Here is a 15,233-nt window from a genome sequence, read left to right on the forward strand (position 1 = left end):
ATGTTGAAGAAAGCGAACACAGCGCTGCTGGGTCTGGCTCTGTCCATCGGGATGGTGTCGGCACAAGCGGCCGAAGCGAAGAAAGTCGACGTCCTGCTGATCGGCGGCGGCGTCATGAGCGCCACGCTGGGCGTGCTGCTCAACGAGCTCGAGCCAAGCTGGTCGATGGAAATGGTCGAGCGCCTGGACGCCGTTGCTGAAGAAAGCTCCAATGGCTGGAACAACGCCGGTACCGGTCACTCTGCCTTGGCCGAGCTGAACTACACCCCGGAAGACAAGGACGGCAAGGTCCAGATCGCCAAGGCGATCGAGATCAACGAAGCCTTCCAGATCTCCCGTCAGTTCTGGGCGCACCAAGTTACTGCCGGTGTTCTGAAGAACCCACGTACGTTCATCAACTCCACGCCGCACATGAGCTTCGTGTGGGGCGACAACAACATCGAGTTCCTCAAGAAGCGCTACGAGGCGCTGAAGGCCAGCCCGCTGTTCGCCGGCATGCAGTTCTCCCAGGATCATGAGCAGATCAAGAAGTGGGTGCCGTTGATGATGGAGGGCCGAGACCCTAATCAGAAACTGGCCGTCACCTGGAGTCCGCTGGGTACCGACATGAACTTCGGCGAGATCACTCGCCAGTACGTCGGCCACCTGAAGGGTCAGAATGGCTTCGATCTGAAGCTGTCCAGCGAAGTGCAAGACATCAAGCGCAACGCCGACGGTTCGTGGCGCGTGAGCTACAAGAACCTGAAAGACGGTACCAAGACCGAAACCGACGCCAAGTTCGTGTTCATCGGCGCTGGTGGTGCCGCGCTGCATCTGCTGCAGGATTCGGGCATTCCCGAGGCCAAGGAATACGGCGGTTTCCCGGTGGGTGGCTCGTTCCTGGTGACCGAGAACCCGACCGTGGCCATGCAGCATATGGCCAAGGCCTACGGTATCGCGTCGACTGGCGCGCCGCCCATGTCCGTTCCGCACCTGGACACCCGCGTCCTGGACGGCAAGCGCGTGGTCTTGTTTGGCCCATTCGCGACCTTCTCGACCAAGTTCCTGAAGAACGGTTCGTACCTGGACCTGCTGACCAGCACCAATCTGCATAACGTATGGCCGATGACCAAAGTTGGTATCGAACAGTACCCACTGATCGAATACCTGGCAGGTCAGGTCATGCTGTCCGACGATGATCGCTATCAGGCACTGAAGCAGTACTTCCCCAACGCCAAGAAAGAAGACTGGCGTCTGTGGCAGGCCGGCCAGCGCGTGCAGATCATCAAGCGCGACGAAGAGAAGGGCGGCGTGCTGAAACTGGGTACCGAAATCGTGGTGTCCAAGGACAACAGCATTGCCGGTTTGCTGGGTGCTTCGCCGGGCGCATCGACTGCGGCACCGATCATGATCAACGTGCTGGAAAAAGCGTTCAAGGACAAGGTTGCCACGCCTGAATGGCAAGCCAAGCTGCGTCAGATCGTGCCTAGCTACGGCACCGCCCTGAACAACTCGCCAGAAGCTGTGCAGAAAGAGTGGAATTACACTGCGAAGATCCTGCAGCTGGCTGTTGCACCGCCCGTGATCGACCAGGCGGCCGCTGCTGCCAACCCGATCGAAGGTCAGGCTGCACCGAAGGCTGAAAGCAATCCAGCGGCCGACATGGCCCTGTAATCCCCAAGCCCTCGGTTTCGGGGGTGAAAGGATTGGCTGTACCGTTTCCGCTGAGTCTTGCACCGATGCGACACACAGGTGCGCTCAGCGGACACTTCGCACTGCAACAGTGCGATGAGCGCGCATTTTCGCTACTCTACGCGCCGTTTTGCCCGGCTTGCCCACAAGGCTGAAGTCCGTGCGCCAGGTCTGGCCTCATCCGGTCGACCGTCTTTCCCTCATCCATGGGGAAAACCTCTCTCAATTCCAATCTATTGACGTGGTTTCCTTCCAATGAAAGTGCTTAAAGGCCAGGATATTCTGGCACTTGGTTTCATGACATTCGCCTTGTTCGTAGGCGCAGGCAATATCATTTTTCCTCCCTTCGTTGGTCTGCAGGCTGGCCCGAACGTATGGATGGCAGCGCTGGGCTTCCTGGTGACTGCAGTGGGTCTGCCGGTAATAACCGTGGTCGCTCTGGCCAGGGTTGGCGGCTCGATGGATGCGTTGAGCAGCCCGATCGGCAAGGTGGCGGGCGGTTTGCTTGCAGCGGTGTGCTATCTGGCCGTAGGTCCGCTGTTCGCCACGCCGCGCACGGCCACCGTGTCGTTCGCCGTGGGGATGGCGCCGCTGACCGGTGAGACGCCGCTGGCGCTGTTTCTCTACAGCGCGGTGTACTTCCTGCTGGTGTTTTTCGTTTCGCTTTATCCGGGGCGTCTGCTCGATACCGTGGGGCGCTTTCTGGCACCGCTGAAAATCATCGCTCTGGCGGTGCTGGGTATTGCAGCGTTTGCCCTGCCAGTGGGCCCCACCGGTGATGCGGTACCCGAGTACGTTGCGGCGCCGTTCTCCCTGGGTTTCATCAATGGCTACCTGACCATGGATACGCTGGGCGCTTTGGTGTTCGGCATTGTCATCGTCAATGCCATCCGCTCCAGAGGCGTTGAATCACCCAAGCTGATTACGCGCTATGCAATCATTGCGGGTCTGATCGCCGGGGTAGGGCTGGCGCTGGTGTATGTCAGTCTGTTCCGTCTGGGATCGGGCAGCCACACCGTGGCTGCCGGTGCTACCAATGGCGCGGCGGTGTTGCATGCTTACGTGCAGCACACCTTCGGTGCCCTGGGCAGTGGTTTCCTGGCCGTGCTGATCTCGCTGGCATGCCTGGTGACTGCGGTGGGCCTGACCTGCGCCTGCGCCGAGTACTTCAGCCGAGTGCTGCCGCTGTCCTACAAGACGCTGGTGCTGTTGCTCGCGCTGTTCTCGCTGCTGGTGTCGAACCTGGGGCTGACCAAGCTGATCGCGTTTTCGATTCCGGTGCTGACGGCCATCTATCCGCCGTGCATCGTGCTGGTGGCTTTGAGCTTCTGTGCGGGGCTGTGGCATTCGCAGTCGCGCATTCTCGGGCCGGTCATGTTCGTGTCGTTGCTGTTCGGCCTGATCGATGCGATCAAGGGTGCGGGGTACTCGCAATGGTTGCCGACATCTCTGCTCGATCTTCCCCTGAGCGAGCAAGGCCTGGCCTGGCTGGTGCCTTCGGTGGCAACCCTGCTGGTGGCGGTGTTGATCGATCGCGTGATGGGCGCAAGGGTTCACGCAGCGGCCTGAGCCGTGCGCCACCCACAAAAAAGCCAGCTCTAGAGCTGGCTTTTTTTTGCAGCGGTGTTCACGACGCTTCGGCTGCGGCCTCGACGTCATGGGCGATCAAGGACACCAGCGCATTCTGCTGTCGATGAGACAACTGACGGAAACGCTGTAAAAGCTCGCGCTCGTGCAACGACAGCTCCGGACTGTCCATCTTCATGCTCAACTCTTCACCCAAGGCACCTTCCTGGATCAGGCTCTGTTCCAGGCGTGCGATGATCTCGGAGTTCATGCTTCGGTGATGGTTACGAGCCACCTCAGCGATCTGCTCACGCATCCCGTCGGGAAGACGTACTACAAATTTGTCAGCCGTGCGGCTGGAGTAAACAGCCTGTTTGAGTGGGCGCATAGTGTTGACCGATAAGTTCAGGGGGAGCGGTTCTCGAAGTAGGCCGCAGGATGTCGGTTAGGACACGCCGATCGGCAAATTGTTCCAGCCTGCCGATGCCACGCTATGATGCCTGAGTTGCGACATAACCTTGACGCCAAATCTGTGACAAATAATGATCCGAATCGTGGCATTTTGCCAGTCCCCAGCGGCATGTATTTTACAAGGCCGGTGGAAATTTGCGATCACCCTGTTCGAAAAAGTCGAAGATTCGTCCGAGAGGTGCTCTGACCCGTCTTGTGCACACCGCGCACAGCACGTGCGAGCTACCCTTGGGCTAGCATAGTAACATTTGGGCCATTTGCTAGTATTGATTTCGGCTGTGTATCAATTGGCTTGAAAATCAATGCAGGTAGGGATCGAATTTGATCCTGCGGCCTTTGACCAGGGCCAACAGAAATGCCATAGCGCTGATGCTGCCCAGCACTTGCAGCGTCGTCCCCAAAGCGGCGTTCTGCTCGAGGGTGAATGCACCCACCCAGCACACGGCGGCCGCCAGCAGGAACGCAAAGGCGTATCTCGACATCGACAACTCCTTAAAACACGTAGCGTTCAGACTGTTGCGTTGTTGCGGTCTCGTTGACGCCCTGCGCAGCCATGACAGCGCGTTCGGGGCTGGAAGCCGCGACGCGGGCAACGGGCGCAGGGATTAGTCGGGCAGCGTCAATGTGCACAAGTGCAGGATCGTTGGCTTGAGTGTGGAACTGAAAGCCAATGAAGGTGACCAATGCCATAATGTTGAGCATGACGAGGACGCTGTTCATTGGGACGCTCCATGGCTGGTTTGGCAAATCAGTGTTCAGCCAGGAATATAGCAGGGCGCGTGCCAACTCGTTGGTTAGCGGAATTCTCAAGGAATTCAGAGCCATACCCAGGAACGAAGGCGCATTGATATTGCATTCTGCATTCCTGTGCTTCTTCACGCATTGCAAAATGCATGACTGTCGGGTTCATCCTTGAACGGCATTTACCACGGATAAAACTGTCGACGTTGCATGACAAACCGGGCGTGGCTGGGTAACATGCACGCCGTTCGTCGTGCCGCCTGGCACGACGCCGTGTGTCTCAGTAGCTCAATTGGATAGAGCATCCCCCTCCTAAGGGGAAGGTTGCAGGTTCGAACCCCGCCTGGGACACCATTCTTACTCGTACTTGCTTCTCGAAATTTCCGGCCAGCCCCCCGTCCAACTGATTCGCATCACCTGCCATGCAGGCTGGGCTGCGCAGCTGTGGCCATGGCAGTCAGCGTTTTCTTTGGTGCCCAGCGTCCATCCAAAGGTCGCCCCCCCCTGCAGCGCCGGGCAAATCGGCAGGACGGCGGGTACGCGATACCGATCACTTAGGCGCCAGCAGCGCTTTCCTCGCGGCCTTTTCGTCTTTCATGGCGGCAAGCTCACGCTGGCAGACCTCGACATCGAATGAGTTGTCCCACTTGGCGATCGCGATGGTGCCGATGCCGTTGCCGATCAGGTTGGTGACAGCCCGAGCCTCGTTGAGGAACCGGTCGATGCCCAGCAGCAGGACGAGGCCGACCAGAGGAATGGAATGGATGGTGGTGAGCGTGGCGGCCAGGGTTACGAACCCGGCGCCTGCCACGCCGGCCGAGCCTTTGGAGGTCAGTAGAAACACAGCCAGCAGAATCATCTGGTCCGCGACCGTCAGCGGGGTGTTGGTTGCCTGGGCAATGAAAATCGCGGCCATGGTCAGGTAGATGCAGGTACCGTCCGCATTGAAGGTATATCCGGTCGGCAGAACCATCCCCACGACCGATTTCTTGCAGCCCAGTTTTTCCAGCTTGACCATCATGCGGGGCAACACGGCTTCGGTGGAACAAGTACCCAAGGTGATGAGGATTTCATCCTTGAAGTAGCGCAGGAATTGCATCAAAGGCATGCCCGACCACCTGGCGACCGTGCCCAGTATCACGACGATGAAAATCAGCGTTGTGATATAGAGCGCGACCAGCAACTGGCCGAGCGAGAGCAGGGTACCGATCCCGTATTTGCCTATGGTGAAGGCCATGCCGGCACCCGCGCCGAGCGGAGCCAGGCGCATGACCATGGCGACGATCTTGAACAGGCCCTGCAGGAACAGATCGATGGTATTGATCAGAGGCTTGCTGGTTTCGCCCAGCTGCACCAAGGCAATGCCCATCAACACCGAGAGCAGTATCACCTGCAGCATCACCCCGTTGGAAAAGGCGCCGATGAACGTGTGCGGGATGATGTTGAGAAAGAACTCGACGGTGCCGCCTTGCTCGCTGGCGGCCTGGCTGTATTTATTGATGGCGCTGGCATCCAGGGCGCTGACGTTGATGTTCATGCCGACACCAGGCTTGACGATGTTGACCACGATCAACCCGACGACCAGCGCAATCGTCGACAGAATCTCGAAGTAGATCAGGGCTTTCACACCGATGCGCCCGACCTCCTTGATGCTGCCCATCTTGGCGATACCGACGACCACCGTGCCGAAGATGATCGGTGCCAGCAGCATTTTGATCAGCTTGATGAAACCGTCGGCAAACGGCTGCAGCTTGGCGCCTATGTTGGGAGCGAAGTATCCAATGGCGGCACCGATGACGATACCGATCAACACTTGCACGTACAGCTGGCCATACCAGCGGGTTCTGGAGATTTCCACGAGAGCACCTCATTTTATTGTTGTGATGGGCATGTGGCGTGACGTCAGTGCCTGACGCCAGCGTTCGCGGCCTGTTTGGCACAGGCCGCAGACGGAGGCGATCAGCCTTCGCCAAGCTCGCGCATGACGGCGTAGAGGGCCGATTTGGCTTCGAAACCGACACCGGGAATCTCCGGCAGGCCGACATAGCCGTTTTCGACCTGGATACCGTCAGCGAAGCCACCGAACGGCTGGAAGACATCCGGGTAGGATTCGTTGCCACCCAGGTGCAGGCCCGCGGCAATGTTCAATGACATTTGGTGGCCGCCGTGTGGGACCACGCGGCGCGATGACCAGCCCATGTCTTCCATTACTTTCAGGGTGCGCATGTACTCGACCAGGCCGTAGGACAACGCGCAGTCGAACTGCAGGTAGTCACGGTCGGGGCGCATACCGCCATGGCGCAACAGATTGCGAGCGTCCTGGTGGGAGAACAGGTTTTCGCCGGTGGCCATGGGCAATTCGTAGTGATTGGCGAGCTCGGCCTGCAGGGCGTAGTCCAGCGGGTCACCGACTTCCTCGTACCAGAAGAGGTTGTACTTCTTGATGGCTTCGGCGTAGGCGATACCTGTCTGCAGGTCGAAGCGACCATTGGCATCGACCGCCAGACGACGACCATCGCCGACCACTTCGAGCACTGCTTCGATACGCCGGATGTCTTCATCGAGCGGCACCGCGCCGATCTTCATCTTGACCACGTCGTAGCCACGATCCAGATAGCTCTGCATTTCGGCCTTGAGCTTGGTCTGGTCCTTGCCAGGGTAGTAATAGCCGCCGGCGGCGTAGACCCAGACCTTGTCGTCCGCCACGCCGTTTCGGTAGCGGTCGGCCAGCAGGCGATACAGTGGTTTGCCTTCTATCTTGGCGACCGCATCCCATACCGCCATGTCGATGGTGCCGACCGCCACCGAGCGCTCGCCGTGGCCTCCAGGCTTTTCGTTGGTCATCAGCGCTTTCCAGATGGCGAACGGGTCGAGGTTGTTGTTTTCATGATCGACGAGGGTATCGGGGTCGGCTTCGGTGATGCGGGCGAGAAAACGGTCGCGCATCAGCGCGCCCTGGCCGTAGCGACCGTTGGAGTTGAAGCCGTAGCCGATGACCGGTTTGCCATCGCGGATCACGTCGGTGATGACCGCCACGACCGAGCAGGTCATCTTGGAAAAGTCGATGTAGGCGTTGGCAATGGGGGAGGCGATGGAAACGGTCTTCTCACGAATGTCGACGATGCGCATGGAGGGATTCCTCTTATGGGTTGTGGCCCCACGTTAGGCTTTGCGAAGTCACCCGCCCAATGCTATTAATGCCCAACCCTATGCACAGAAGGCATGGCCCTTGGAACTCGTCTGGCTTGAAGACCTTTCGGCGCTTGCCGAATACGGCAGCTTCGTGCGCGCGGCCGAAGCCCGCCACATCACCCAGCCGGCTTTCAGCCGCAGGGTTCGCTCGCTGGAAAACTGGATGGGGGTGGAGCTGTTCGTGCGCACGCCCCATGGCGCGACCTTGACTGAGGCGGGCAGGCAGATTCTGCCCGGTGCACAGGAGGCGGCGCGCCACCTGTATCGGCTGCGCAACGAGGCGCAGGAAGTGGCGGGCGTGTCGGCACGCTCACTCAAGTTCGCCGCCACTCACTCGCTGTCGTTCACGTTTTTCCCCAGGTGGCTGCGCAGTTCGGAAACCGGTGCACCCATCGAAGCGGTGCAGCTGCACTCCGACAGCATGGCTGTCTGCGAGCAGATGCTGATACACGGACAGGTCCAGTTTCTGCTCTGCCATCGCCATCCCGATGTTCCGCCGCTGCTGGCGCCCGATCAGTTCATCAGCAAAAAGGTCGGAGAGGACGTGTTGGTACCGCTTGCCAGTGCCTCCTCGCACTTCGACACCTCGCCCGCCACACTGCCTTATCTTGCCTATACCCATGAGTCGGGGTTGGGGCGGATCGTCGCCCACAGGCTGCGGGGCAAGGAGGACTACCTTCACTTGCGCCCGCTGTTCCACAGCCACCTGGCGGCGGTGCTGATGTCCATGGCTCTCGAAAGCAAGGGCGTAGCGTGGTTGCCCAAGAGCCTGACCGAGCAGGAGCTTCACGAGGGACGCTTGGTGAGGGCGCTCGATGAGAGTTGGGACATACCGCTGGAGGTGCACCTGACCCGGCCGAAAGCAAACCTGGGTCAGTCCGCCGAAGCGTTCTGGACGAGGGCGGGCATGGATCTGCCATCTGTCACCTGACGCATCGGGGGTGCGATACGCCGAGTCGGCGTCTCGCCTACCTGGCAGCCGGTGCGCAGGGCCGCGCTGTCCCCGACGTGCCGCCTGCAGCTGCCCGGGTTGCCGCGCGTCCCGCCAGAAAGGCAAGTACCGCTGCCAAGACGAGCAACCCTGCGCTCGTTTCAAAGGTCGCTCGGTAGCCGCTTGCGTCGAATACCAGCCCACCGACGATGGCCCCGGACGCGATGGCCAGTTGGATGATCGCCACCATCAAGCCACCGCCTGCCTCCGCATCGTTCGGAAGGGTTCTTGCCAGCCACGTCCACCATCCCACTGGTGCGGCAGTCGCAACCGCTCCCCAAAGCCCCAGCAGTACCGTAGTGATGACCGTCGAGCTGCCGAATGACAACAGTGCCATGGCGATGGCTGCCATCAGGATCGGAATAACGATCAGCGTTCGATGCAGGCCATTTTTCAGGAAGGCTTCAATCAGGAACGTGCCGGCAAGCCCGGCCAGGCCTAGCACCAGCAGCATCAACGAAAGCATGGAAACACTGACCTGTGTGACCGTTTCCAGAAACGGACGCAGATAGGTGAAGAGCATGAACTGACCCATGAAGAATACGCTTACCGCGACCATGCCCAGCGCGACCGGGGTGCGTTTCATCAGCGTAAGAACGTTGCCGGTACCCGACTCGCTGCGCGCTTTCAGGGTTGGAAGGCTCACCAACAACCATGCACACGCAATCACGGCCACGGGAAGAAGGGCCAGAAAGGCACCGCGCCAGCCGATCAGCGCGCCGAGAAAACTGCCCAGGGGCGCTGCCACGACCGTTGCCAGAGCATTGCCGCCGTTGACGATAGCCATGGCCCGGGTGACCTGGCCATCAGGCACCAGGCGCATGGCGGTCGCTGCCGACAATGACCAGAACCCGCCGATGGCGACGCCGATCAGGGCGCGTGCGCCCATGAATACCCAATAGTTGGGTGCAAAGGCAACGACGGCTGCGGAAACGATCATCAGCAGGGTAAGTGCAACGAGCAGCGGTTTGCGCTCGACCCGAGCGGCCACCGATGCGATCAGCAGGCTGGTGAAAAGCGCGAACAGCCCTGATACGGAGATGCCCTGGCCGGCCTGGCCCTCGGTGATGTGCAGGTCCGCCGCGATGGGTGTGAGCAGGCTGATGGGCATGAATTCCGAGGCCACCAGCACGAAAGCGGCAAGCGACATGGCGAACACGGCGCCCCATGATTCACCGGTGTGGGTGGCGGAGGTCGAAGATTGGTTCATTCGAGAGGTGTTCTCCAGAGATTTATCGATGGCCATTGTCTCGGTCCGATGAGTCTCTCTGTAGCGCATTGGACTGGATTACTTGCCTGATCCTATGAGTCTGCACTGGATGGCGGGACGTACGAGCAGAGGCGAGTTAGAGTTTGTGACACGGGAGCAAGGTGAATATGACGAACGAATTCGACACGAGTGGTCCAGGCTCATCGACGCACGAAACGCTGACGCGGATGATCGCCTCGCACACCAAGGCACCTGGTGATTACCGAACGGACATCGCAGGTCTTGGTTTTTTTCGACGCGACTGCCCGGCGCCGCCCATGACCTGCATGGTGGAGCCCAGCATCATTCTGGTGGTACAGGGCGAGAAACAGCTGTGGGTGGGGGGTGAAGGTTATCGCTACAGCACCTCGAAGTTTCTGATCACGTCGCTGGATCTGCCTGCCAACTCCGAAGTGCTGGTGGCCAGCCACGAGCAGCCATGCCTGGGGCTGACGTTCAAGCTGGATATGCGCATGCTGGCCGAACTGATAGCGCAGGGTGATCTGCCGCCCTCCCGTGATCGCGCCGCGGTCCAAGGTGTCGGTATCGGTTCGATAACGAGGCCATTGCTGGCCTCGTTCGGACGGCTGCTGGCGCTGTTCGATGAGCCACAGTCCATCCCTGTGCTGGCGCCGCTGATCCAGCGCGAAATCCACTATCGCCTGCTGCAAGGCGACCAGGCGGGTCGGCTGCGGCAGATCACCTCGGTGGACGGGCAGGGTTATCGCATAGGCAGAGCGATCGATTGGCTGAAGTTGAATTACACGTCAGCGCTGCGCGTCGACGAACTGGCAGCCAGGGTGCAGATGAGTACCCCGACCTTTCATCATCATTTCCGTCAACTCACCAGGATGAGCCCGTTGCAGTATCAGAAGTGGCTGCGGCTCAATGAGGCAAAGCGGTTGATGCTCAATGAACATCAGGACGTGTCCAGCGCAGCCTTCAAGGTTGGGTATGAAAGTCCGTCGCAGTTCAGTCGCGAGTACAGTCGTCTGTTCGGCGCGCCACCCAAGCGCGACATCGCGGCCTTGCGCGGAAACGGCTAGCCTGCCCGCGTTATCGCATGCCTGGTCGCCTTCACTGAAATAGGCAAGAACGCCACTCGATTGGGCAAGTGGCGTCCCGCAGCCGACTGCATACTGAGTCGCCGGATCGGCGAACGGAGTGACATTTCCCGCAGCGCATGAGCGCCCACGCAGGTTTGAACCCGCTCTGCAAGACACCGGCAAAAACTGCCCTCGTTGCCATGTCGGGCATCGTGCGGGTCGTCAATGGCGTGATTCGCGACACGCTTTGAAACCATAGTGTCTTGTCACCTGACGTACGACCTCAACCAATGGCGTGATCCAGGTGTCTGCACTAGACGCAGCAAGACCGTGATTCGAGACATAAAAAAATAGATGAGGACCGCAACATGACCGATCCGACCGAAAAGATTTCTCCCGATCCAGAGGGTTCCGGTGAGTTGTTCAAGGAACTGACTACGCCCTCGCGGCGCAATTTCCTGCGCACCATGGGTATCTCGGGCATGGCCGCTGCCACCGCTCCGGTGTGGGCCCAGGCCGCCCAGTTGGCGCCTATCGACGACAGTGACAAGCCGCTGGCCAAGGGCGAGCAGCGGATCACGCTCAAGGTCAATGGCCAGCCGCACACGCTCAACGTGCCCGGCAATGCTGTGCTGCTGGACGTGTTGCGCGACCGCCTGATGCTGACCGGCACCAAGAAGGGCTGCGACCATGGCCAGTGCGGGGCCTGCACGCTGCACATCAATGGTCAGCCGGTGAACAGCTGTCTGTCCCTGGCGGCCATGCACCAGGGCGATGACATCACCACCATCGAAGGCCTGGAGCGCAATGGTCAGCTGCACCCCATTCAGGAAGCGTTCTGGGCCCACGACGCTTTCCAGTGCGGTTATTGCACCTCGGGCCAGATGATGACCGCTGCGGCGATCATCAAGGACCCGGACATCGGTGCCGACGACGCCAGCGTTCGCGAGGCCATGAGCGGCAACATCTGCCGATGTGGCGCGTACAAGAACATCCTTGCCGCCGTGCAGGATGCCCGTGGCAAAGTACAGGGAGCCAGCTGATGAGAGCCTTGGAATACACCCGCGCAACCAGCCCCGAACAGGCCGTTGCGACCCATGCCCGCAATGAGGCCACGGCGTTTCTCGCCGGCGGTACGACCCTGCTGGATCTGGTCAAGATCGATATCATGCAGCCCGATCGGGTCATCGACGTGCATACCTTGGCGCTGGATCAGGTCGAAACCTTGAGCGATGGCCGCACCCGTATCGGCGCAATGGTCAGCAACACTCGTCTGGCCAACCATCCGCGTATCAAGAGTGATTACGCAGTGCTGTCCCAGGCGCTGCTGTCCGGGGCGACCACCCAGCTGCGCAACAAGGCAACCACTGGCGGCAATGTCATGCAGCGGGTGCGCTGCAATTATTTCCGCGACGGCGTCTCCGCCTGCAACAAGCGCGTGCCAGGCTCTGGCTGTGCTGCCATCGGCGGGCACAACCGCAGCGTGCACGCGGTACTGGGCACCAGCGACCAGTGCATTGCCACCCATCCTTCGGACATGTGCGTGGCCATGGCGGCCATTGGCGCGACCGTCCAGGTGCAAGGCCCCAACGGCAAACGCGAGATCGACTTCCAGGATTTCCACTTGCTGCCGGGCGCCACGCCGTGGAAGGAGCATGCGCTGCAGCCTGACGAACTGATCACCCACGTCACCCTGAATGCACCATTGGCCAACGGCAAGTCCGCGTACCTGAAGCTGCGTGATCGCGCCTCGTATCAGTTTGCGCTGGCGTCCAGCGCGGTGATTCTGGTCATGGACGGGCAGGTCATTCGCGAGGCCCGCATCGCACTGGGCGGCGTTGGCACCAAGCCGTGGCGTGCGCTGGAAGCCGAGCGCGCACTGCGCGGTGCGGCCGCTACCCCGGAAAACTTCGCCAAGGCCGCAGCCATTGCGCTGCAAGGGGCCAAGCCGTATGCACACAACGCCTACAAGATTCCCCTTGGGCAGCAGGCCATCGTGCGCAACCTCTCCACCCTGAGCACAGGAGCCACGGCATGAGCGAGCCAATCATGGGGGCATCCCCACGCCGCATCGACGGTCGCCTGAAAGTCACCGGCAGCGCGCAGTATGCGGCCGACCATCAGCCCAAGGGCATGGTCTTCGCCTATGGCGTCTACAGCACGGTGGCCAGTGGCTCGATCACATCTTTGGACATCGAGGCGGCGCGCCGCTCGGCTGGCGTGCTGGAAGTTCTGCACCACGGCAACTTTCCCCAGGCGTTCCACACCTCGCCCGTGCCTTTTTCCCTGGCAGGGGTGCTGACAGGCTCGCGTACCGACGAGAAAAGGCTACCGTTCGAGGATAACGTCGTGCGCTATGCCGGGCAGTTCGTGGCGCTGGTGGTTGCCGACACGTTCGAGCACGCGCGCGAAGCGGCCTACAAGGTAAAGGTCAGCTACAGCGAAAGCGCGGCTGCAGCCAATCTGGAGCAGGGTCTGAAGCGCAAGGCAGCTGCCGATGGCGGGCAGGGCCACAAGCGCGGCGATCCAGCCAGCGCCTTCGATGGCGGCGCGCAGACGGTAGACGCCACCTACACGACGCCTGTGGAAACTCACAACCCGATGGAAATGCACGCTACCGTTGCGCTGTGGGACAACGGCCGACTGGTGGTGTATGAATCCACCCAGTCGGTCGTGGTTCACCGCAACACCCTGGCGCAGATCTTCGGCCTGCCCACCGAGCGCGTGGAAGTCCGGGCGCCGTTCATTGGTTCGGGCTTCGGCGGCAAGCTATGGATCTGGCCGCACTCGGTAGCCGCCTGTGCAGCAGCCAAGATCGTCGGCCGACCCGTGCAACTGGTACTTCCGCGAGCGCAGATGTTCACCACGGTAGGGCATCGTCCGGAAACCCGCCAGCGCATGCGCCTGGCGGCCGATGGCAAGGGCAAGCTGGTTTCCCTGCGTCATGAATCGCTCAACACCACCGGGATCGGCGACCAGTATGTCGAGAACTGCGGTGGCATGAGTGCCAGTCTGTACTCGTGTGCCAACGTCGAAGTGACTCATGGCACGGTGCAGGTCAACCGCGGCGCACCGACCTCGATGCGGGCTCCAGGGGCAGCCCCTGGCCTGTTCGCGCTGGAGTCGGCCATCGACGAGCTGGCCGAACGCTGCAAGATGGACCCGCTCGCGTTTCGCCAGTTGAACTGGGCCGAGCAGAACGAGCAGGAAAAATTGCCGTGGTCGGGCAATCATCTGCGTGAAGCACTGGCCCAAGGCGCCGAGCGTTTCGGCTGGGCCAAGCGCACGCCGGGTATCGGCAGCATGCGCGATGGCCATGAGATCGTCGGCTACGGCATGGCGCAGTGCAACTGGGATGCCTTCCGCACGCCGTGCGAAGCGCGGGTCTCGTTGACCTCCGATGGTCGCGCCGTGGTGTACTGCGGTGCTCAGGACATTGGTACCGGGACCTACACGGTGCTTGCCCAGTGCGTCAGTGACATCACCGGTCTGCCGCTGGAGCGGATTACGGTAGAGCTGGGCAACTCTTCCTACCCGCCCGCGCCTGTTTCCGGCGGCTCGTGGATGACCGCCAGTGCCTTGCCGGCCGTGGCAGAGGCCACGCGCGCCGCGCTCACCCAGCTCAAGAGCTTCGCAGCCTCGGAAGAGGGCGGGCTGGCCAATGCCAAGCCAGAAGCGATCACGGTCAGCAACGGGCGCCTGCAGGACGGTTCGACCAGCCTGGGGTTCGCCGAAGTACTCAAGAAGCTGAAGATCGCCAGCGCCGAAGGCGAGGCTCATACCGGTATGGCCGATACCAAGAAGCATGCATTCAGCTCGTTCGGCGCGCATTTCGTCGAGGTGCGCTGGGATCCGGGTATCTCCCGCCTGCGCGTGTCGCGCGTGGTCAGCGCCATTGATGTGGGCAAGATCATCAATGCCAAGACCGCGCGCAATCAGGTCGAAGGCGCCATCGTCATGGCCATCGGCATGGCGCTGTTCGAGTCGACCGACTACGACGAGCGCAACGGCATGCCGGTGAACAACAACTACGCGGAGTATATGGTGCCGGTGCACGCCGATCAGCCGGATATCGATGTGATCCTGCTCGATTACCCTGACTACAACCTCAATGAATACGGTGCACGCGGAGTGGGTGAAATCGGTGTGACCGGGTTGGCGGCTGCGGTGGCCAACGCGGTCTACCATGCTACCGGCAAGCGTGTGCGTGACCTGCCGATCAGCCTGGAAAAACTGATGGATGAGGTGCCGACCTTCAGCGTTTGATCGCTCGTTGCCGCGCCGGGGTTTTCTCGGCGCGGTTGAA

13 protein-coding genes and 1 tRNA gene are annotated in these 15,233 nt (G+C 60.8%); 8 read left to right on the plus strand and 6 right to left on the minus strand.

Annotation, left to right across the window (positions count from 1 at the left end; genetic code table 11):
- The gene (mqo, locus tag IFT98_RS12290; RefSeq protein ID WP_192048915.1) at positions 1 to 1,653 is read left to right on the plus strand and encodes a malate dehydrogenase (quinone); all 1,653 of its coding nucleotides are present in this window, start codon (positions 1 to 3) and stop codon (positions 1,651 to 1,653) included.
- 273 nt (positions 1,654 to 1,926) lie between these two features.
- Entirely contained in the window at positions 1,927 to 3,240 is a 1,314-nt protein-coding gene (gene brnQ, locus IFT98_RS12295; protein WP_192048917.1) for a branched-chain amino acid transport system II carrier protein, read from the plus strand.
- 58 nt (positions 3,241 to 3,298) lie between these two features.
- Here the strand turns inward: brnQ and IFT98_RS12300 are convergent, their stop codons facing one another.
- From IFT98_RS12300 to IFT98_RS12310, 3 genes are all read right to left on the minus strand, one after another.
- The gene (locus tag IFT98_RS12300) at positions 3,299 to 3,625 is read right to left on the minus strand and encodes an Arc family DNA-binding protein (protein ID WP_043190613.1); all 327 of its coding nucleotides are present in this window, start codon (positions 3,623 to 3,625) and stop codon (positions 3,299 to 3,301) included.
- Positions 3,626 to 4,007: 382 nt separating this feature from the next.
- Positions 4,008 to 4,190 (minus strand): PA3371 family protein, encoded by a 183-nt coding sequence (locus IFT98_RS12305; protein WP_192048919.1) that lies wholly within the window; start codon positions 4,188 to 4,190, stop codon positions 4,008 to 4,010.
- A 10-nt stretch (positions 4,191 to 4,200) separates the two neighbouring features.
- Complete coding sequence (locus IFT98_RS12310) at positions 4,201 to 4,428, minus strand: hypothetical protein (RefSeq protein WP_192048921.1); 228 nt, start codon at positions 4,426 to 4,428, stop codon at positions 4,201 to 4,203.
- A gap of 298 nt (positions 4,429 to 4,726) precedes the next feature.
- Here IFT98_RS12310 and IFT98_RS12315 point away from each other — a divergent pair.
- Positions 4,727 to 4,803, plus strand: a tRNA-Arg gene (locus IFT98_RS12315).
- A gap of 196 nt (positions 4,804 to 4,999) precedes the next feature.
- On the opposite strand, the gene dctA is transcribed toward IFT98_RS12315, so the two are convergent.
- Both dctA and IFT98_RS12325 read right to left on the minus strand, forming a co-directional pair.
- Entirely contained in the window at positions 5,000 to 6,307 is a 1,308-nt protein-coding gene (dctA, locus tag IFT98_RS12320) for a C4-dicarboxylate transporter DctA (protein ID WP_192048923.1), read from the minus strand.
- A 101-nt stretch (positions 6,308 to 6,408) separates the two neighbouring features.
- Complete coding sequence (locus IFT98_RS12325) at positions 6,409 to 7,578, minus strand: mandelate racemase/muconate lactonizing enzyme family protein (RefSeq protein ID WP_192048925.1); 1,170 nt, start codon at positions 7,576 to 7,578, stop codon at positions 6,409 to 6,411.
- Positions 7,579 to 7,678: 100 nt separating this feature from the next.
- On the opposite strand from IFT98_RS12325, the gene IFT98_RS12330 reads away from it, so the two are divergent.
- Positions 7,679 to 8,572, plus strand: coding sequence for a LysR family transcriptional regulator (locus IFT98_RS12330; RefSeq protein ID WP_192048927.1), 894 nt, complete (start codon positions 7,679 to 7,681; stop codon positions 8,570 to 8,572).
- 37 nt (positions 8,573 to 8,609) lie between these two features.
- Here the strand turns inward: IFT98_RS12330 and IFT98_RS12335 are convergent, their stop codons facing one another.
- Complete coding sequence (locus tag IFT98_RS12335; protein WP_244650947.1) at positions 8,610 to 9,842, minus strand: MFS transporter; 1,233 nt, start codon at positions 9,840 to 9,842, stop codon at positions 8,610 to 8,612.
- 227 nt (positions 9,843 to 10,069) lie between these two features.
- Here IFT98_RS12335 and IFT98_RS12340 point away from each other — a divergent pair, with 227 nt between their 5' ends.
- The 4 genes from IFT98_RS12340 to IFT98_RS12355 all read left to right on the plus strand — a co-directional run bounded on the left by IFT98_RS12340 (position 10,070) and on the right by IFT98_RS12355 (position 15,193).
- Complete coding sequence (locus tag IFT98_RS12340) at positions 10,070 to 10,927, plus strand: AraC family transcriptional regulator N-terminal domain-containing protein (RefSeq protein WP_446730834.1); 858 nt, start codon at positions 10,070 to 10,072, stop codon at positions 10,925 to 10,927.
- A gap of 467 nt (positions 10,928 to 11,394) precedes the next feature.
- Entirely contained in the window at positions 11,395 to 11,970 is a 576-nt protein-coding gene (locus tag IFT98_RS12345; RefSeq protein WP_244647987.1) for a (2Fe-2S)-binding protein, read from the plus strand.
- Entirely contained in the window at positions 11,970 to 12,965 is a 996-nt protein-coding gene (locus IFT98_RS12350) for an FAD binding domain-containing protein (RefSeq protein ID WP_192048932.1), read from the plus strand. The genes IFT98_RS12345 and IFT98_RS12350 overlap by 1 nt, the downstream gene beginning before the upstream one ends.
- The gene (locus tag IFT98_RS12355) at positions 12,962 to 15,193 is read left to right on the plus strand and encodes a xanthine dehydrogenase family protein molybdopterin-binding subunit (RefSeq protein ID WP_192048935.1); all 2,232 of its coding nucleotides are present in this window, start codon (positions 12,962 to 12,964) and stop codon (positions 15,191 to 15,193) included. Before IFT98_RS12350 ends, IFT98_RS12355 begins: the two co-directional genes overlap by 4 nt.
- The last annotated feature ends 40 nt before the right edge of the window (positions 15,194 to 15,233 follow it).

It is taken from the genome of Pseudomonas sp. CFBP 8770, assembly GCF_014841705.1.
Lineage (GTDB): Bacteria > Pseudomonadota > Gammaproteobacteria > Pseudomonadales > Pseudomonadaceae > Aquipseudomonas.